Annotated in this window: 13 protein-coding genes and 11 pseudogenes; 11 read left to right on the top strand and 13 right to left on the bottom strand. The window is 51.9% G+C overall.

Annotation, left to right across the window (positions count from 1 at the left end; all coding sequences use genetic code 11):
* Positions 1–968: 968 nt before the first annotated feature.
* Complete coding sequence (locus FOY93_RS22985) at positions 969–2,084, bottom strand: IS110 family RNA-guided transposase (RefSeq protein WP_143345799.1); 1,116 nt, start codon at positions 2,082–2,084, stop codon at positions 969–971.
* 43 nt (positions 2,085–2,127) lie between these two features.
* Here FOY93_RS22985 and FOY93_RS22980 point away from each other — a divergent pair.
* Positions 2,128–2,328, top strand: a pseudogene (locus tag FOY93_RS22980) (transposase domain-containing protein); the annotation flags it as partial.
* A gap of 80 nt (positions 2,329–2,408) precedes the next feature.
* Here FOY93_RS22980 and FOY93_RS23835 read toward each other — a convergent pair.
* From FOY93_RS23835 to FOY93_RS23830, 3 genes and pseudogenes are all read right to left on the bottom strand, one after another.
* Positions 2,409–2,537 (bottom strand): annotated as a pseudogene (locus FOY93_RS23835) (IS1 family transposase); the annotation flags it as partial.
* A gap of 35 nt (positions 2,538–2,572) precedes the next feature.
* Entirely contained in the window at positions 2,573–3,475 is a 903-nt protein-coding gene (locus FOY93_RS22970; RefSeq protein ID WP_123061053.1) for a LysR family transcriptional regulator, read from the bottom strand.
* A 48-nt stretch (positions 3,476–3,523) separates the two neighbouring features.
* A pseudogene (locus tag FOY93_RS23830) lies at positions 3,524–4,329 on the bottom strand (IS3 family transposase); the annotation flags it as partial.
* A 17-nt stretch (positions 4,330–4,346) separates the two neighbouring features.
* Here FOY93_RS23830 and FOY93_RS22955 point away from each other — a divergent pair.
* Positions 4,347–5,321, top strand: a pseudogene (locus tag FOY93_RS22955) (transposase); the annotation flags it as partial.
* A gap of 160 nt (positions 5,322–5,481) precedes the next feature.
* Here the strand turns inward: FOY93_RS22955 and FOY93_RS24160 are convergent.
* Positions 5,482–6,076: pseudogene (locus FOY93_RS24160) on the bottom strand (IS91 family transposase); the annotation flags it as partial.
* Between the two features lie 399 nt (positions 6,077–6,475).
* Between FOY93_RS24160 and FOY93_RS22945 the strand changes: the two are divergent.
* From FOY93_RS22945 to FOY93_RS22935, 3 genes and pseudogenes are all read left to right on the top strand, one after another.
* Positions 6,476–6,736, top strand: coding sequence for a hypothetical protein (locus FOY93_RS22945; protein WP_143345797.1), 261 nt, complete (start codon positions 6,476–6,478; stop codon positions 6,734–6,736).
* Between the two features lie 6 nt (positions 6,737–6,742).
* Positions 6,743–7,171, top strand: a complete 429-nt coding sequence (locus FOY93_RS22940) for a hypothetical protein (RefSeq protein ID WP_143345796.1) — start codon at positions 6,743–6,745, stop codon at positions 7,169–7,171.
* A 77-nt stretch (positions 7,172–7,248) separates the two neighbouring features.
* Positions 7,249–7,932 (top strand): annotated as a pseudogene (locus FOY93_RS22935) (IS21 family transposase); the annotation flags it as partial.
* A gap of 36 nt (positions 7,933–7,968) precedes the next feature.
* Here the strand turns inward: FOY93_RS22935 and FOY93_RS22930 are convergent.
* The 3 genes and pseudogenes from FOY93_RS22930 to FOY93_RS22920 all read right to left on the bottom strand — a co-directional run.
* Positions 7,969–8,229 (bottom strand): annotated as a pseudogene (locus tag FOY93_RS22930) (ATP-binding protein); the annotation flags it as partial.
* Between the two features lie 58 nt (positions 8,230–8,287).
* On the bottom strand, positions 8,288–9,229 hold the full coding sequence (locus FOY93_RS22925) for a Mu transposase domain-containing protein (protein ID WP_232057406.1): 942 nt from the start codon (positions 9,227–9,229) through the stop codon (positions 8,288–8,290).
* Positions 9,230–9,563: 334 nt separating this feature from the next.
* Positions 9,564–10,064, bottom strand: coding sequence for an Ail/Lom family outer membrane beta-barrel protein (locus tag FOY93_RS22920; protein WP_123061084.1), 501 nt, complete (start codon positions 10,062–10,064; stop codon positions 9,564–9,566).
* A gap of 589 nt (positions 10,065–10,653) precedes the next feature.
* Here FOY93_RS22920 and FOY93_RS22915 point away from each other — a divergent pair.
* The 5 genes and pseudogenes from FOY93_RS22915 to FOY93_RS22900 form a co-directional block, all read left to right on the top strand.
* Positions 10,654–11,100, top strand: a pseudogene (locus FOY93_RS22915) (transposase); the annotation flags it as partial.
* Positions 11,101–11,198: 98 nt separating this feature from the next.
* A complete protein-coding gene (locus tag FOY93_RS22910) occupies positions 11,199–11,459 on the top strand; it encodes a hypothetical protein (protein WP_143345795.1) in 261 nt (86 codons plus the stop codon).
* A 115-nt stretch (positions 11,460–11,574) separates the two neighbouring features.
* Positions 11,575–11,760, top strand: a pseudogene (locus FOY93_RS24205) (IS21 family transposase); the annotation flags it as partial.
* 39 nt (positions 11,761–11,799) lie between these two features.
* Positions 11,800–12,969 (top strand): annotated as a pseudogene (locus FOY93_RS22905) (IS256 family transposase).
* A gap of 71 nt (positions 12,970–13,040) precedes the next feature.
* Positions 13,041–13,847: pseudogene (locus FOY93_RS22900) on the top strand (IS3 family transposase); the annotation flags it as partial.
* Between the two features lie 73 nt (positions 13,848–13,920).
* On the opposite strand, the gene FOY93_RS22895 reads toward FOY93_RS22900, so the two are convergent.
* From FOY93_RS22895 to FOY93_RS22880, 4 genes are all read right to left on the bottom strand, one after another.
* Positions 13,921–14,238: a hypothetical protein gene (locus FOY93_RS22895; protein ID WP_123061047.1), complete on the bottom strand. Its 318-nt coding sequence runs from the start codon at positions 14,236–14,238 to the stop codon at positions 13,921–13,923.
* The gene (locus tag FOY93_RS22890; RefSeq protein ID WP_123061046.1) at positions 14,235–14,441 is read right to left on the bottom strand and encodes a hypothetical protein; all 207 of its coding nucleotides are present in this window, start codon (positions 14,439–14,441) and stop codon (positions 14,235–14,237) included. Before FOY93_RS22890 ends, FOY93_RS22895 begins: the two co-directional genes overlap by 4 nt.
* Before the next feature lie 112 nt (positions 14,442–14,553).
* Positions 14,554–14,829 (bottom strand): Txe/YoeB family addiction module toxin, encoded by a 276-nt coding sequence (locus FOY93_RS22885; RefSeq protein ID WP_123061045.1) that lies wholly within the window; start codon positions 14,827–14,829, stop codon positions 14,554–14,556.
* The gene (locus FOY93_RS22880) at positions 14,810–15,055 is read right to left on the bottom strand and encodes a type II toxin-antitoxin system Phd/YefM family antitoxin (RefSeq protein ID WP_103061436.1); all 246 of its coding nucleotides are present in this window, start codon (positions 15,053–15,055) and stop codon (positions 14,810–14,812) included. Before FOY93_RS22880 ends, FOY93_RS22885 begins: the two co-directional genes overlap by 20 nt.
* Before the next feature lie 241 nt (positions 15,056–15,296).
* On the opposite strand from FOY93_RS22880, the gene FOY93_RS22875 reads away from it, so the two are divergent.
* Positions 15,297–15,542: a hypothetical protein gene (locus FOY93_RS22875; protein ID WP_123061044.1), complete on the top strand. Its 246-nt coding sequence runs from the start codon at positions 15,297–15,299 to the stop codon at positions 15,540–15,542.
* An 839-nt stretch (positions 15,543–16,381) separates the two neighbouring features.
* On the opposite strand, the gene traM is transcribed toward FOY93_RS22875, so the two are convergent.
* Positions 16,382–16,756, bottom strand: a complete 375-nt coding sequence (gene traM / locus FOY93_RS22870; RefSeq protein WP_143345794.1) for a conjugal transfer relaxosome DNA-binding protein TraM — start codon at positions 16,754–16,756, stop codon at positions 16,382–16,384.
* Between the last annotated feature and the right edge of the window lie 30 nt (positions 16,757–16,786).

The raw sequence follows: 16,786 nt of genomic DNA, 5'->3' as shown, positions 1-16,786 counted from the left end.
TAAGCTTCCACGAGAACATCCGGTCGGCAAACCTTATCCCACAGACTGTGGAATTTAGCCGTTGCGTTACCCTTTGCTTTTGCCTGTAGTGTCTTCTGCAGGTTCTGAACCGATTCGAGCGGAGTTGTTAGGCTGATGCCAATCCCCGGGCTCTTCCTGCTTGGTACACTGGTACTGCAACAGGTGGCCTTCGCTCCTCTGGCATTACTCAGTCTCTTCACTACTACACCCCCATCCGCCATCCATAACAACCGACTCAGCCCCTCACGGGGCGTCGTTGCCCGTCTGCCGGACGGGCATCGTTATGGACTTCCCTTGTTGCACGATCGATCAATCGTTATGCGTGCTGTCACCATTACCCCGGTGGGTATGACCGGTGCATTTCTCACTCTCTTCCCGGTCATCGTCGGCCTTCCCCGTTATTATGGCGTGTCAGCACCCACGACGGCATTTCGAGGCCTGCTCAGTGTTCACTCACGTTACGGACCGCATAACCTGTTGACTTCCTTAAGAAGCCGTTTCAGGGAGAGCTTCAGCCCATTCGTTACCTCCTGGACCGCCCCCTGTACTTCCGGCCGGAGCGAGAGTTAGCCGGGTCGGACTTTCACCGACGGAAAGATCGTGCCTTGCAAGGCACACACAATAATATCGCTGAAAATGCCCTGCGGACGGTCAGTCTGGGTCGTAAAAACTCTTATGACCTTTGTCAAGAATTTCGGCCGTACTTGTCCTGCACAGCCTGATTTTTCTGTGCTTTAAAACAGTCGCAGGCGTCAGAGAACCTGAAGTGACCGAGCTGTATCCTGAATTGAACAGACTCTTATTCGGAGATTAGTTGCCCCACGAAGGTTTTCGTAGTGAGCTTGCCTCTTTCTACCTGCTGGTATCGGATTGTTGCCTTCCGACCTACGTTCTTGACGAGGATCACTCATTCCGTGCCCGGCACTTCAGGGTTTAACGCTGTACTGTTACCCTGATTGTCGAGCCGTCAGGGCAATATCCCACATGAATCCTGTCAGTTCCCTGGCGACCGCTGTAACAGCAATTTGTGACCGTTTACCTCTCTGTAAGAGCGCTTTGTAGCGGGCACATAACCGCTGTTGAGCTTTCCAGGCAATGTCTTTTGATTCCTGTGTGGTTTCAGTTGGTCGGTAGGTAATGAGCCAGCTTCCAACTTTTGCCGGAGAACGATATGCCCACGCAGCTTCGTACAATAGCCTTCGTAGTTCACTGTTACCGGTTTTTGTTATGCCCCGGGAACGAGTTTTGTTACCACTGGAATATTCCCCCGGAATTAACCCTATATAGGCCATGATTTGTTTTGGATTAGGGAAACGAGAGAAATCGCCAAGTTCTGACACAAGTGAGATTGCAATCGTTTTACCCACGCCTTTTAGCGCCTGAAGCTGGCAGACTAGATTGTATAACGACCATTCGGGTAACAGCCGATCAATCTCTTGATCCAGTTGTATTATTCGGCTTTCTATTTGTTCGAGGCTCTGACAATAGTGCTGAAATGCAATCTGTTGCGATGGTAGAGGAAAAGTCTGGTTGGCCAGCCAGATCCGATGTTTGTAACTCCACGGCTTCTTGTCATATCTCCGGTCATTACGCAGCAATATGCTCTGTATTCGCTGCCTGGCAATGCGGCTATCTTGCTTTGAAGCAGCCCTGGCCCGAACCAGATCACGCATTGCTTCGTGCGTCAGGTCAGGGATCCAGACTGGGGTTAATTCACCGGCACGTAATAATCTTGCCAGACCAACTACGTCACGGTGATCGTTTTTGATGCGGTCTGTGGGTGATTTTGGGATCCGTGATGGCGCTACAACAATACACTCAACGTCCATAGCTGTTAGCTGGTGATAAATATTGTATCCACAGGGACCCGCTTCATAACAAGCCATAATGTATGAGTATTGCTTTTTTATCTTTAAAAATAAGTGATTAATGCTTTGCTGTTGATTTGGGATGTTACCATAAAAGCGGATTTCTCCACCGCGCTCAGGACTGGCTATCGCGATAGCCAGTGATTCTTTATGCACATCCAGACCAACATAAATCGAAGGGGAATTTTGTAACATGATGACCTCCAATAATGCACCGATGCTAAAGTGATTATATAAAGGTCATACCATCTTCCTGTTCTTCGGTTCTGATCATGGTGGTGAGCGGGGGGCTCTGCTGTACAGCCTGATCGGGACGTGCAAACTGAACAGCGTGGAGCCAGAAGGCTATCTTCGCTATGTGCTTGACGTCATAGCCGACTGGCCAGTCAATCGGGTCAGCGAACTGCTACCCTGGCGCATAGCACTGCAAGCTCAATAATACATCCCTGTCAATACGGCCCTCGCTGTACGCTTACGCGCATTCGCGCGGGGTGCTGGTTTGCACCAGCGTATGCCCTCCATCTTCTGTCTATTGGTTTTCTGGTTCAGGTTGTTGCGCTCAATGCGTTGGGTGAAGATTGTGCAGGTCAGATGCTTATCCTTCGGAACTTCTCTGGCTTAGCTGCCCCAGTCGTCGCTGGTGATAATGTCCGGAATCACGCTCGTTTAGCGGCGTCGAAAATCTATTTAGAATAGCAGGAGAAGAGCTTCGGTATTTCGTGCAGGAACCAAGATTTAGCTTCTCCCATGCTGTCGCGACGCCACGCCATAATGATATCCACCTCATGGCTATATTCCGGGCTGACAACGCGCAGCCGCCCTTCAGCAATATCTTTTTCCACAAACGGATACGGCATTGTCGCCACGCCAAGCCCTGCCAACAGCGCCTGCCGTTTGTCTTCCAGCGAGGTAACTGTCAGACGAGGCTGTTTATCCAGCAACTGTACCGTCAATACAGGACGTTCACGTGCGGTATCTGCGACTGCAACACCGCGATACTTCACGCGCGTGACTTCAGACAGCGGTTCCGGCTCGTTGTGAATAGGGTGACTGGATGCAGCAACATAGATGTTATTCACGCTGTAAAGCTTGCGCGAGTTGATTTCCGAACTGGAACGCAAATGCCTGCCCGACGCAATGACGATGTCTGCTCTGCCTGTATCCAGACTCTCCCAGACTCCTGCCAGAACCTCGGTAATGATCGACAGCTGAGTGTTCGCTTTATCTGCCAGACGGTTGACTAGCGGGAACAATACTTTTACAGGCACCAGTGCTTCGGTAACTAATGTCAGATGGTTTTCCCAGCCTCGCGCCAGCACTTCGGCGTCCGCTGTAAGCTTGTCCGCAGCTTCCAGAAGCACGCGCCCTCGCTCCAGCAGCATTCGCCCCACATTAGTGAATTTTGTTCGGCGACCTGAGCGATCAAACAACAACACGTCCAGCTCTTCCTCCAGCTTCTGCATGGTGTAACTTAGCGCAGACGGAACGCGCCGCAACTCATTTGCCGCCGCTGCAAAACTGCCACGCCGGTCAATCGCGTCCATCACTCGAAGCGCCTCAAGCGTCAATGCTCTCTCTTTTGCCATCTCGTACTCAGTTGATCTTGACCCGCCATCTCCGGACAGCTTTGTCTCTTAATTTAACGATGCCCACCCTCTCCGGTATTCCCTTGGGGAGTGATATCCCAGCGCGCTGTACGGTTGTAATGCGTTAACGATGCTGCAAGGTTTCGCAGGGCTGTTCTCACATCCGGTTTTGGCATGAATATAGTCTTCCTTCATCGTCTTCACGAACCGCTCTGCCATGCCATTACTCTGTGGGCTGCTCACTACTGTTGTGCAGGGTTCCAGATTCAGCTCTCTGGCGAACCTCCGCGTTTCATGCGCAGTATACGCTGAACCGTTATCTGTCAGCCACTGCACCGGTGTGTCGGGCAACCTGTCGCCGAAGCGTTTTTCCACCGACCTCAGCATTACATCCTGCACGGCGAACTGTCATAGCCTCCCGTGCTTGCAGCCCAGTCTATGGCCTCACGGTCACAGCTGTCCAGCGCGAACGTTACACGTAGTTTTCCGCCGTTGTCACAGCCGAACTCGAAGCCATCTGAACACCAGCGCGTATCCGGCTTAAGTGTCACGACGTTGCCGGTATGACAGCGCTCTGGCTTTTTATAGCCAGATTTTGCCAGTAACAGCTTATTCGCCTGCATGATCCGGTAAATACGTTTGGGGTTAACCCGCCAGTTCTGTTCCTTCAACGCACGCTTAAGGTGCGCAGTCACGCGACGATAGCCGTTTGTTGCCCGCTCGCTGCATATCTGGCGGATAAGCGGTAACAGTCGGGCGTCATCGTCTTTGCTGTAGCGGGCTGAACGTTGCTGGCGTTTCTCCAGCAACCGGTCATACAGATTCGAACGCGATACACAGAGCACTTCTGCTATTCGGATGAGGGGATACTCCACACGTAGGGATCGACGAATGGGCCTGGTATCGGGGTCATCGTTACGGCACGCTGATAGTCAATCTGGATACTCACCGCCCCCTGGTTCTGCTTCCCGGACGCGACCGGCGTGCACTGGCATCCTGGTTCAGAAAATATCCGGAGATACAGGTAGTATCACGGGATCGCGGTGGGATCTATGCTATGGCTGCCAGGGAAGGCGCACCTCAGGCAAGGCAAGTGGCCGATCGCTGGCATCTACTGAAAAATATTGGTGATGCGCTCGAACGGATGATGTACAGATATATGCCTTTGATACGTCTTGTTGCCAGCGAACTGTCGCCAAAAAAATCAGCAGAGTCAACGCCAGTAGAGCCACCATCATCACTCCGTCGCCTGGAGCGGCTGAAACAGCAAACCCGAAAAAAACGATATCAACGCAGGTCGGAGGTGATGTCACTGCATAATAAGGGATGCGGGTTCAGGGAAATATCCCGTATCACCGGGTTATCCCGGGTGACTATAAGTCGATGGGTACAATCCGGGACATTCCCCGAAATGTCGACCCGTCCACCAAAACGGGGATTTCTCGAGCCATGGAAGGACTGGCTTGAAGAACAGCGAGAAAGCGGAAACCACAATGCCAGTCAGATATGGCGAGAAATGGCGGCGAAAGGGTTCACAGGCAGTGAAACCATCGTCAGGGACGCCGTTGCCAGATGGCGTAAAGGCTGGCTCCCTCCGGTTACTATCACCTGCCGACTTCCTTCCGCTTCCCGTGTGAGCCGCTGGCTGATGCCCTGGCGAATCATCAGAGGTGAAGAAAATTACGCTTCCCGTTTTATTAGTCTGATGTGTGAAAAAGAGCCACAGCTGAAATTAGCACAGCAACTGGCACTCGAGTTCTACCAGATCCTGAAAACCAAAAACAAACCACAGCTAAGCAAGTGGTTCATCCGTGTCCACTATTCGCGGGTAGGATCAGATAATTTTATCGAATTCAAAAATAAAACAGAAAAAATTGGCCTGAAATTTTTAAAGCATAGATAGAGAGCAATCAGAGCGCGTCTAACGAGCATGGTCTTACATGTTAAACTACTATATATGTAACTTATCATAATGAATGGATTTGGTATAGAATGGCCAAAGAAAAAGGTAGTTTGAAGTAGCATCCCGGATATTTCACGCTGTGCCACGCCCCGGGTCTTCTTCGCAAAATGGACTTTCCAGTGGCGACCATACTGAGCCTGCAGGTAACGCCGCCACTGTTCCCTGTCGCGGATATGCCCCAGCCCCGGCAGGCTGCCGGGATTAATCAGGTCGTAACTTTTGCGCAGCAGGCGAATGACGGCACCCCGCCAGATTTCTTCCACCACCTTCTTTTTGAAAAACAGCGCCCGCCAGACGCCATGTTTAACATCGAGCCCGCCGCGGGTGACGGAGGCATGAATGTGCGGATGCTGGCTGAGCTGGCGGCCACGGGTGTGCAGGGTGCAGAAGATGCCGGCCTCCACGCCCTGCTTACGGGCCCGGTGTAGTATGGCGCGGGTGGCGGCCTGAAAGAGCTGGTTGAGCAGGGGCCAGTTTTTGTTAAAGAAGGGCTACAGCAGATGGGGCATGGTAAAGCCAGTCGCAGTCGGACAGGATGTGGCTCTGCTGCGACACCCACTGCTCCGTGCTTTGAAGCCGCAGGAGCTGCAGGCCCTGGACTTGGAGCTCTGGCAGAAAAAGCGGGAGTGGCCTAGGTCAGGACCATCAGACAAATATGATGTTCAGAGAAAAACAGGGGTTTCACATCATTGCATCTGAAAACACGAATGAGGGATAGATATTGTAACGCGCGGTGCCGGGTGCCTCCCGGTGAGTCCTGGACAGCCGCCGTGACTCGCTATTATACGGACGAACCTGATAATAACTCTGTATTGGCTGTTTAGCCCCTCCGCTCAGGGGGATTCACCGCACAGGATGAATTTAAACCATTAGCCTTAATTGTGAATATTCAAATAAGAACATATTTTTGTATAATATGAGACGAAAATAACTCAGTCCGCGCATTGACTCAGCATTTTTGTTACCCAACGTGCACTGTTGCCTCACCAAAATTGTTACTTTGGCTGTGTGATAAATAATCAGCCAGAGGTCCACCTATGAGCAATGCATTGTTGCCTATGGATACCCGTCGTCAGCTTCTGCGGGCGCTGAAAACACGCTATCAGGCAGCCAGTAAAGCCGAGAAAACCCGGATCCTCGAAGAGTTCATACTGATCAGTGGGTACCATCGTAAATCAGTAATCCCGTTACTGAATGGTGCCGTCACCAGCGGCAACCAACGGCGTCGATCAGCCGCGGCTCGTTCAGTTTATGGCGCAGCTGTTCAGCAGGCTCTGATCGTACTGTGGGAAGCTTGAGATCGGTTGTGCGGTAAACGTCTCAGGGCGTTACTGCCCCAGCTTATTCCGGCGATGGAGAAACACGGGCATCTCAGCCTGAATCCGGCACTCCGCGAGCAGCTTCTGAAAGTCAGTGCATCGTCTATCGATCGCCTGTTGAAAGAAGCACATACCACTGCCGGTAAAAAGCGTAACCGGACGGTTAACCGCGTCAGTAAATGTATCCCGGTCAGAATGTTCACCGAGCATGAGCGGCATTCTCCGGGATTTATGGAAATGGATCTTGTGGCGCACTGTGGTCGGCATCTCTCTGGTACCTTTTTGTGGACGCTGTCGCTGACCGATATCGCCAGTCGATGGACAGAATGTGTGGCATTACCGGCGAGTAACGCTGAGTTGATCATCCGGGCTGTTGATAAGGTTCAAAAAAGTCTGCCTATGAGACGACAATAACTCAGTCCGGTTGGCGCTGATTATTCTGGCCGATTTTGTAATCTGAGCATCATGTTCATGATCCCACAGGAAATGGTGTGACGCTCAATACTCATCAGGTCAGTTATTACATGACGCAGCGTAAAAAAGGTGTAACCCAGCATATCTCGGCCATGAAGGCCGGTATCTCTGTTCGCTCCGGCCGCAGGATCGAAAAAGAACAGTGGTCAAAAACCGGTAATCGTCACTGGCGGACGCGTAAGGATCCGCTTGAGGCTGTCTGGGACAACGAGCTTGTCCCCCTGTTAAAAGATAGACCCGCTCTGATGCCCACGCCCCTGCTGGAAATGCTGCAGGATAAATATCCCGGTCAGTATCCCAGCAGCCTCCGCAGGACTATGCAGCGGCGGGTCCGCGAGTGGAAGCTGCAGTATGGTGCCGAGCAGGAAGTGATGTTCCGGCAACTTCATCAGCCAGGCCTGCGCGGCCTGTCGGACTTTACTGAGCTGAAAGATGTAGTTGTCACCATCAACGGCAGGTTATTGACGCATAAGTTGTACCACTTCCGCCTTGAGTGGAGCCACTGGAGCTGGATGCGGGTTGTGCTGGGTGGTGAGAGCTTCTCTGCCCTGGCTGAAGGCCTGCAGGAAGCCCTCGGAAAACTGGGCGGAGTGCCAGCAGAGCACAAGACTGACAGCCTGCGGGCAGCATGGAAACAACAGGGTGAAGATGGGCGTCGCGAGCTGACTGAGCGCTATGCTGCCCTCACCCAGCGCACAGGCCACGTACGTTTTGCCGCATCCCGTTGGCCCGGTGCTCAGCACATTTTCATGACGGTGAACATAAGCACCGGTCAGCAACTGCACCAGTAACTGCCGGTTCAGCCCCCGTTTCGGCCGGTAGTCAAGCTGTGAAGGCTGCGCATCCAGTCTCAGTTTCGACTGTCTTCGCAGGCGATTGACCTTCGAGACCTCATGCTGCAGCAGTTCGTGCTCCAGCAGAAGCCCCAGGCGCTCCTCGAAGCTCAGCGAGGTGTAGGTCATCGGTTGTGACCATTGCAGTTCCAGTGCGTTGCTCATGTGCCCCAGCCGCAGGGCCCGTATCTGTTCCAGCAGGTTGTTGTGCATTATTGTTTCCTCAGTGGTAGTACCCGGCACCGCGTACGTTGCTGTGCTCTACAGGGGATTCATCCGGCGCTTCGTCTTTCAGCCGGTCCCGGTGGTTCGTCAGCAGATTCAGGATCACCTGCCGCCATGGTCGCTCCAGTAACAGCGCCTGCTGGTAGGCATTCTCCAGCCGGGCATCGCCATATTCCCGGCTGAGATTGAGCAGCCCCAGGCAGGTCCGGTAAGCCTGTTCCGGATGAGCGCGGTGGTGCAGATGCCAGGCCACCACGGCACGGGTGGCACTGCCGATGCTTTCTCCCCAGGACAGCAGCCTGTCCGGGCACCATCGTTGCCGATGGTGCGACTCCGGCATATGTTCTGCCTGCGTGGTGAAGCCGCCCTGTTGCTGCGCTCGTGGATGCTGGGCAACCAGCGTTCCCCGGTGATAGAGGCGAACAAGCCGCGCACCTGCTTCGATATCGATATGGCTCCCAACCAGCGCGTGAGGAACAGAGTACGCATGTTTGCCGTACAGCACGTGATAGTCCGGGCCGACCTTTGCACGGCGGATATCAACGTATTCATACCGGTATGGCGGCAGCGCCTTCAGTGCGGGCTTATCCAGTTTTTCGTACAGGCTTTTCCGGCAACGGAACGGTCGCTCATTCAGATCCTGCAGCAGCTCACTGATGGCCAGATTCAGTGCGGCCAGCGTGTGGAACACTTCATGCCGCAACCGCATCAGGATCCAGCGCTCCACAACCAGAACGGCATTTTCAACCTTGGGTTTATCTTTGGGTTTGCGTGGCCGCGCCGGGATCACAGCAGTGTTATAATGGCGGGCCAGCTTACGGTAGTTCTCGTTCAGTACCGGATCATAGCGGTCTGCGCGGCTGACCGCCGCTTTCAGGTTATCCGGCACAAGAAGCTGGGGCACGCCGCCGAAGAACTCGAACGCCCTGACGTGGGCCATCAGCCAGCTTTCCTGACGCTGGTTTTCGCAGGCTTACGGTGGATTACCCCCAAATGAATCGGAAAACCGATACTGGAAAAACTCTAAAGCGGTGGCTAGTTTTAGTTGACCACTACATTTTTACATCGGTACTAACAAATATGGCACACACTGATCGCTTACATTCAACTTTATAACGATAAAAAAACATACAGTTGCGAAGATTTGTGTGTTGATGGGGATATCGAGGCCAACGCTGTACAAATACATAGCGCCGGCTAGATTGGTCAATAAATGTACTTAGCGTACGTTTTCGTACGGTTGGGCTTCAGATCCCTTATAGTGGTATATCAGTTCAATAACGATAACCGATACCAATCATCCAACTGCCAACATCAACGCTGTCAATACGACTATTTTCGTAACCGATATCTAGAGCTAATTCACTTACAGAATTAACCTGAATACCCACTCCGTAATTCAAGCCGTAGCGAAGTGAACCTGTTTGGGTGAGCTCACGTGAACCAGCGCCCACACCAAGCAAACCATAAATACTAAGCCAATCATTAAGACAGAATGACGAACCAGCAGATACCGAACCATACTTTTCTTTGCTATAAATACTGTTATTCGTACCTGTATGTTCAAGATACATAAAAGAGCCTATAACCCCCCATGCACTATTGGCATTATCATGGCGAAACTTGACGTTGAATCCCTCCGCACCATTTACAACCCCCTGAAAATCCCCCCGTGCATACCCAACAGAAACAGTGCTATTGCTCGCAAATACGTTCCCAGTCACTATTGAGAATAAACACATCCCAGCAATAGAAAATTTATGAATTTTATTCATGCACCCCATAAAACACTCCAGCAATCAGAAAGGTGAAAACGACAATGGTGTAGGTTGCGTAGTTTAGTTCCACATTCTAGTGAATGCCAAAGGAGCCAAAAAATTTAGGTAATATAATTACCTTGACGCCAGATTATATCTAACCAGTATTACTGGTGATTTTCGTGCTCAACAAGAGTATGCCTCTGAGAGATAGTAATAGGTTCAGCCACATTTAAATGCAGTTCTCCTTTTTTAACGTGCTGTAAGAGCGCTTCTCAAAGCGAAGCCCTAGATTAGCAAAGAGTCGAACTGCGCTCTTATTCTGATAACCTAGGCAGAAAGCCAAACACGGCTGCATATATCGAATCCATATGTATAGTGACCTTATCCGGTCAACACATAGAGTACAACAAATAAAAACCGCCAATTTAGGTATTATTTTGTATAAAAAAAGATATTATCTTTAATGAGAATTAATAAGCCAGTTTTTTATCAGCATAGCAGCCCTGATGATGCAGGGGAGCAAATCATGATCGACTGGGATGATCTTACCCAGTAATATCGGACACGGTATTAAGTGAGTAAACTCTTAACTCAGAGGTGACTCATGACTAAATCATCAGCAACGGAAAACAAGCCCCGCAAACAACACACGCCTGCCTTTCGGGACGAAGCGCTTAAGCTCGCTCAACGTATTGGCGTAGCAGCAGCCGCGCGCGAACTAGGTCTCTACGAGTCGCAACTTTATACCTGGCGAAGCAAACAACAACAGCAACTGACATCATCCGAGCGTGAAAGCGAACTGGCTGCCGAAAATGCCCGGCTCAAACGTCAGTTGGCAGAACGGGAGGAAGAGTTGGCTATTATCCAAAAGGCCGCGACATACTTTGCGAAGCGCCTGAAATGAAGTATGTCTTTATCGGAAAACATCAGCCTGATTTCAGCATCAAAGCCATGTGCCGAGTTCTCCGTGTCGCCGGCAGTGGCTGGTATGCCTGGCGTCTGCGTCGTCACCAGATAACTCCGCGTCAGCAGTTCCGTCTTGTCTGCGATTACGCATTGACTCAGCATTTTTGTTACCCAACGCTCACTGTTTCCTCACCAAAATTGTTACTTTGGCTGTGTGATAAATAATCAGCCAGAGGTCCACCTATGAGCAATGCATTGTTGCCTATGGATACCCGTCGTCAGCTTCTGCGGGCGCTGAAAACACGCTATCAGGCAGCCAGTAAAGCCGAGAAAACCCGGATCCTCGAAGAGTTCATACTGATCAGTGGGTACCATCGTAAATCAGTAATCCGGTTACTGAATGGTGCCGTCACCAGCGGCAACCAACGGCGTCGATCAGCCACGGCTCGTTCAGTTTATGGCGCAGCTGTTCAGCAGGCTCTGATCGTACTGTGGGAAGCTTGAGATCGGTTGTGCGGTAAGCGTCTCAGGGCGTTACTGCCCCAGCTTATTCCGGCGATGGAGAAACACGGGCATCTCAGCCTGAATCCGGCACTCCGCGAGCAACTTCTGAAAATCAGTGCAAGATCCCTTCGCTGACGTCTGGAACGAAATAGAATGCTGGCTTAAAGATGAACCGCAACTGGGCAGTACCGAATTACTTCTCAAACTTGAAGGCGTACATCCTGGTCAATTTACTGAAGGTCATCGCAGAACACTGCAACGCAGGTTGCAGGAATGGCGGGTCAGGGTGGTCAGAGTACTGGTCTACGGAACTCGTGCCGATGGTAACAGCAACACCCTGATGCAACTCGGCGGCGAGGATTTCCTGCATGAGCTCACCGAATTTATGCTCAACCTCATCATGGAAGCTGACGTCACTCAGCGCATCAACGCAGAGCCTCACGAGCGCAGCGATGAACGCGAGACATACCGCAACGGCTACCGTGACCGGCAGTACAACACCCGGCTCGGCACGCTGGACCTGCGTATCCCGAAGCTGCGTGAAGGCACCTACTTCCCGCCCTTTCTCGAGGCCCGCAGGCTGTCGGAGAAGGCGCTCAACGCGGTTATCCAGGAGGCATGGATAAACGGCGTCTCGACCCGCAAGGTTGACGCGCTGGTCCAGTCGATGGGGATGACCGGCATCTCCCGCAGCCAGGTGTCCTCCATCTGCCGCGGTATCGATGAGCGCGTGTAGGCGTTCCTGCAGCGGCCGCTGGAAGGGGAATGGCCCTACCTGTGGCTGGATGCGACCTACGTGAAGGTGCACAAGAACGGACGGGTGCTCAGCGTGGCGGTAATAATCGCCTGCGCGGTCAGCCCGGACGGTCGCCGGGAGATTATCGGGATGGGTATCGGTGAGTCTGAAGCCAAAGCGTTCTGGCAGGCCTTCCTGCTGAGCCTGAAGGAGCGCGGTCTGGAGGGCGTGAAGCTGGTTATCTCCGACTCGCACAGCGGCCTTAAAGCAGCGATACAGCAGGTGTTCTCCGCCAGCTGGCAACGCTGCCGGGTCCACTTCATGCGCAATATGCTGAGCCGCGTCAGCCGGGCGAACCAGTCGGTGGTCCGTGCCGCATTGCAGCAGGTGTTCGTGCAGACCGACGAGAAAAGCGCCCATGCCACCTGGCGTGAAGTTGCCGGCCAGCTGGAGAAGAGCAACCCGGCGGTCACGGCGATGATGGATGAAGCGGAGGCGGACGTGCTGGCGTACTTCGGCTTCCCGAAAGCGCACCGGGTGAAAATCCACTCGACCAACACGCTGGAGCGCCTGAACAAAGAGGTGAAGCGTCGTGCCGACGTGGTGGGTATCTTCCCCAACGAAGAGAGCATCATGCGGCTACTGGGTGCGGTACTGACGGAGCAGAACGAAGAATGGCTGCTGCAGAACCGCTACCTGCCGCAACACAGCATGGCGGAGACAGACCAGCCCGCTGAAACCGAAGTAATCGACGCGCTGCCACTCAGTGCATAACAGGCCCGTTACCGGACCGGAAGGCTGTAACTGAATTTACACCACCTTGACGGACTCGACCCAGAGTCCCAGAGTTCAGTATCAAAGCCATGTGCCGGGTGCTGCGCGTGGCCAGGAGTGGCTGGTATTCATGGTGTCTGCGCCGTCATCAGACTAACCGGCGACGGCAGTCCGTCTGGTCTGTGATGCCGCTGTCCGGCAGGCGTTCAGTGATGCAAAACAGCGGTATGGTGCACCGCGTCTGGCTGATAAATTGCCCCGGTACAACATCAGAACCATCGCCGCCAGCCTGCGTCGTCAGGGGCTTCGTGCAAAAGCAGCGCGTAAGTTCAGGCCGGTCAGCTACCGTAAGCATGGTCTGCCGGTATCAGAGAACCTGCTGAAGCAGGATTTTTACGCCAGCAGGCCGAACCAGAAATGGGCTGGTGACATCACGTACGTACGGATGAGGGCTGGCTGTATCTGGCGGTCTGTGGTCCAGGGCTGTCATTGGCTGGTCGATGTCGCCAAGAATGACGGCACAACTCGCGTGTGATGCGCTACAGATGGCACTGTGGCGACGTAAGCGACCGGAAAATGTCATCGTCCATACGGATCGTGGCGGGCAATATTGTTCAGCGGATTATCAGGCATTGCTGAAACGGCATAATCTACGCGGGAGCATGAGCGCCAAAGGGTGTTGTTACGACAATGCCTGCGCGGAAAGCTTCTTCCATTCGCTGAAGGTGGAATGTATCCATGGAGAGCGCTTTATCAGCCGGGAATTAATGCGAACGGCGGTGTTCAATTATATCGAGTGTGATTACAATCGGTGGCGTCGTCACAGTGCCTGTGGCGGACTCAGCCCGGAACAATTTGAAAACCAGAACCTCGCTTAGGGCGGTGTCCACATTATCTGGGTAAGATCACATTGCCCCCTGCGCCTGTGGCGCCAGATATTCGAATTCGGACTCATATCCCCTCTCCCGTTACGTTATTCCTGAACCAGTAGCAGACCGGCCCGTCGCAGGTATCATGGACTGACCCCAGGAACCAGCCGTCATCGTCCGGCGGTTCGGGTATCCAGCCCCGCGCATCCGGTGCCTCATCAGTGAATCCGGCTGCAAAGGCCTCAGGTGCCTCATCCCGCATGGTCATCACGAAGCACGCCAGCCCGTGGGTTCTCAGCCAGTAACGAAGTTCTCCCGGAGTTTCACAACCGCTGCGGACAAGCGCAGGATGCGTCGAGTATCCGTGTTCATCGCGTTCTGCATCGACGGGAACAATCATTTTCCGCCCTCCCTGAGTTCAGCACGTTCATCCGCCGCGTCCGTCCCTGAAAAGGACTTATCGCCATCGTGTTGGGGTTCTACGCCGGAAACCTGGATTTTTCCGAAACCAGTAACGGCGAGGGTTGTCACATAAACGACCAGTTGAGTGACAATCATTAAGACAACGATTTTAATGCTGAAGCCTGTCACATAACCCGTCATTCAACGCCATGCAAATCTGAGGAGCTTTAGGTTTGGTGACGAAATTTTCTGGGATTCCGGCGTAGAAAACCATGTGAATAAAGCCCGCATCAAACGGGCTTTATTGGCTTTGCTATTTGTCACCATAGTGATAACGGGCTGCGTAGATGATGATTTCTCCGCTCTTGATTGAATAGACCAGACGGTGACTCTGATCAATCCGGCGGGAATAGAGCGCCGGATCTTTGTGGTGCCGCAGCCGTTCGGGTTTTCCGATACCTGTCAGCGGATCAGCCTCGATGCTGCGCAACAGCTGCCGGATACGCTCAAACTTCTTTTTGTCAGTATCACGCCAGTAGCTAAGGTCATCAGCTCCGTTCCTGGTGAACTTAATATTCCACTTCGACAAATTCGCCGCGCTCCGCCTGTTTCATTGACTCATTGATATGCGCGGCGTTCGCCGGATTGCTGAACAGATAGACCGTTTCGATTAGCGCCTCATACTCTCCTGCATCGATCATAACAATATCAGGTGCGTCACGACGCATGACGCGTACAGGTTCAGCATCATCAGTGACGCGCTTCATGGTGTCAGCAAAATGTTTACGGGCATCAGTAAAATTGATTGCATGCATGTTGTTAGCTCCCATTTTTGGGCTTAGTATATAACACGTACGCAAATAAGTACACATTAGCATTCCATAACGACGAATTCACTATGTAAATTGGCTGGTGTTTTGTTGGCCGCTTAACGGCGGTCACTGTTCCACTGAGCCTCAACCCCCAACACCCCATCATACATCTGGCAGGACTTAACCAAAATGTATCCATATGGCATAAGATGTTATGTAAGAAAGCAGCACAGCGGAGGACACCATGAAACGCCAGAAACTGACTGAATATGAATCCCGCCGCCTGGCAGACGCGATTGCAGCTGAGGTCAGGGCTATGGGATTACACGGCAGGGTAAGGATGCCTCAGGAGACAAGACGCCGCATCCGGGAACAGGTACTGAAAATCATTCTTGCTGAACGGGAAGCGGACAAAAAACGGGAAGCGGCACAGGCGCAGGGTCTCGAACCAGAAGACACCTTCAGCTGGCGGCCACAGCGTCGCCGGTGACGGTGATGGAAACGGAGACCATTGAACATAACGTCCTCTTGCGCGCACAGCTAAAACGGAATGAGAGCGTTTCCGGGGTCAGACGGGCGAAAGTCGTGGCTGTTAAACCGAAAAACCACCGGAAACGCGCCCGGTAAATTTTAACCGTCTGCATGACCATGCAGCAAGATGAATGGCAATCTTTTCCTGCGTAGTCTTACGCTTACGAAGCTCCAGCCCCAACAGTATTCCTATCACCTCAAAATTAGAACCAGTATTAGACATATGTTTAAACCTATCTCTTATTTTAAGATACATCTACTGTCTGGTGTTTCTTGGGGACGCCCCATGAAGTACATTTATCCGCTTTTATCGTCCTGTTATTCGTAAGCGTAAAGCCAGCGCCGTATGTAGCCATTAAGCAAGTACTGGTAACTTAGATGCCCACCTGTTACAGACGGACATCTAAATATGGAAACCCAATCCTGACAAAAAGAACCCTGAAAGAATTATTGGGGTTTGGGGAGTAGTGGAACCAAAAAGACGGTTAAGCGGTTCAATTGAATGGTCAATAACAGGTAAATCAATCTGTTGAGAGCCACTGCGTCTTTTGCTCCGCAAACGGCCAGGATGGGTATAGTTAATTTGGCTATCGTAAAAGAGGTGGCTAAAAATGGCAATATGCGATGTAAATTGGCTGGTTAATTTTTGGCTATTTAAAATGACCGCTTAACGGTGTTTACTGTTCCGTTGCTCCCGAAACCCCAACAACATCTAACACATCATTCACGACTCAATAAAACCAAATTCTTTAAAATAGCATCTAAATACACCCCTCGCAGAATTCCCTAAACATTACCTTACGCATCCGGAAAGAAAATACCAACGCTTTCTTTAGCAACCTTATCAATAAATAGCTTAATAGTTTTTGCGTCAAATTTACCACTAGCTACAGGCTCCTCACTAAGCATATTCATTTTCAAAATTTCACTACACATAGCCCTGACTCTAACCATACTTTCCAGCATAACCTTGTTGTACTCCATCTGGTTAAAACCGCCTTCCTTCATTTCTCTCTGAATACGATAAACTCTGAGCCCTAGCTCAACTAACATGGAAGTTATTGACGAAACTGTTGCATCAGTCTCCGTTGCTCCTTCCTGCCTGCGCTCAGTAATAATCGCATCTATTTCTTCCCTGACCTGATTACTGACAAATGTTTGTATCCGTGGCATTCTTTGCTTTTCCTTACAGATTTAGAATCT

Origin of the sequence: Enterobacter sp. 18A13 (assembly GCF_007035975.1) — a bacterium.
GTDB lineage: Bacteria > Pseudomonadota > Gammaproteobacteria > Enterobacterales > Enterobacteriaceae > Enterobacter > Enterobacter vonholyi.
The sequence above is the reverse complement of the archived record's forward strand: the minus strand, read 5'-3'. Positions and strand labels throughout refer to the sequence as shown.

Bases quoted from the DNA above. Each gene is read 5' to 3' on its own strand.
- FOY93_RS22985 (WP_143345799.1), bottom strand. From the start codon at position 2,084: ATGTTACAAAATTCCCCTTCGATTTATGTTGGTCTGGATGTGCATAAA.
- FOY93_RS22970 (WP_123061053.1), bottom strand. From the start codon at position 3,475: ATGGCAAAAGAGAGAGCATTGACGCTTGAGGCGCTTCGAGTGATGGAC.
- FOY93_RS22945 (WP_143345797.1), top strand. From the start codon at position 6,476: ATGAGCAATGCATTGTTGCCTATGGATACCCGTCGTCAGCTTCTGCGG.
- FOY93_RS22925 (WP_232057406.1), bottom strand. From the start codon at position 9,229: ATGGCCCACGTCAGGGCGTTCGAGTTCTTCGGCGGCGTGCCCCAGCTT.
- FOY93_RS22920 (WP_123061084.1), bottom strand. From the start codon at position 10,064: ATGAATAAAATTCATAAATTTTCTATTGCTGGGATGTGTTTATTCTCA.
- FOY93_RS22910 (WP_143345795.1), top strand. From the start codon at position 11,199: ATGAGCAATGCATTGTTGCCTATGGATACCCGTCGTCAGCTTCTGCGG.
- FOY93_RS22895 (WP_123061047.1), bottom strand. From the start codon at position 14,238: ATGATTGTTCCCGTCGATGCAGAACGCGATGAACACGGATACTCGACG.
- FOY93_RS22890 (WP_123061046.1), bottom strand. From the start codon at position 14,441: ATGACGGGTTATGTGACAGGCTTCAGCATTAAAATCGTTGTCTTAATG.
- FOY93_RS22880 (WP_103061436.1), bottom strand. From the start codon at position 15,055: ATGCATGCAATCAATTTTACTGATGCCCGTAAACATTTTGCTGACACC.
- FOY93_RS22875 (WP_123061044.1), top strand. From the start codon at position 15,297: ATGAAACGCCAGAAACTGACTGAATATGAATCCCGCCGCCTGGCAGAC.
- traM (WP_143345794.1), bottom strand. From the start codon at position 16,756: ATGCCACGGATACAAACATTTGTCAGTAATCAGGTCAGGGAAGAAATA.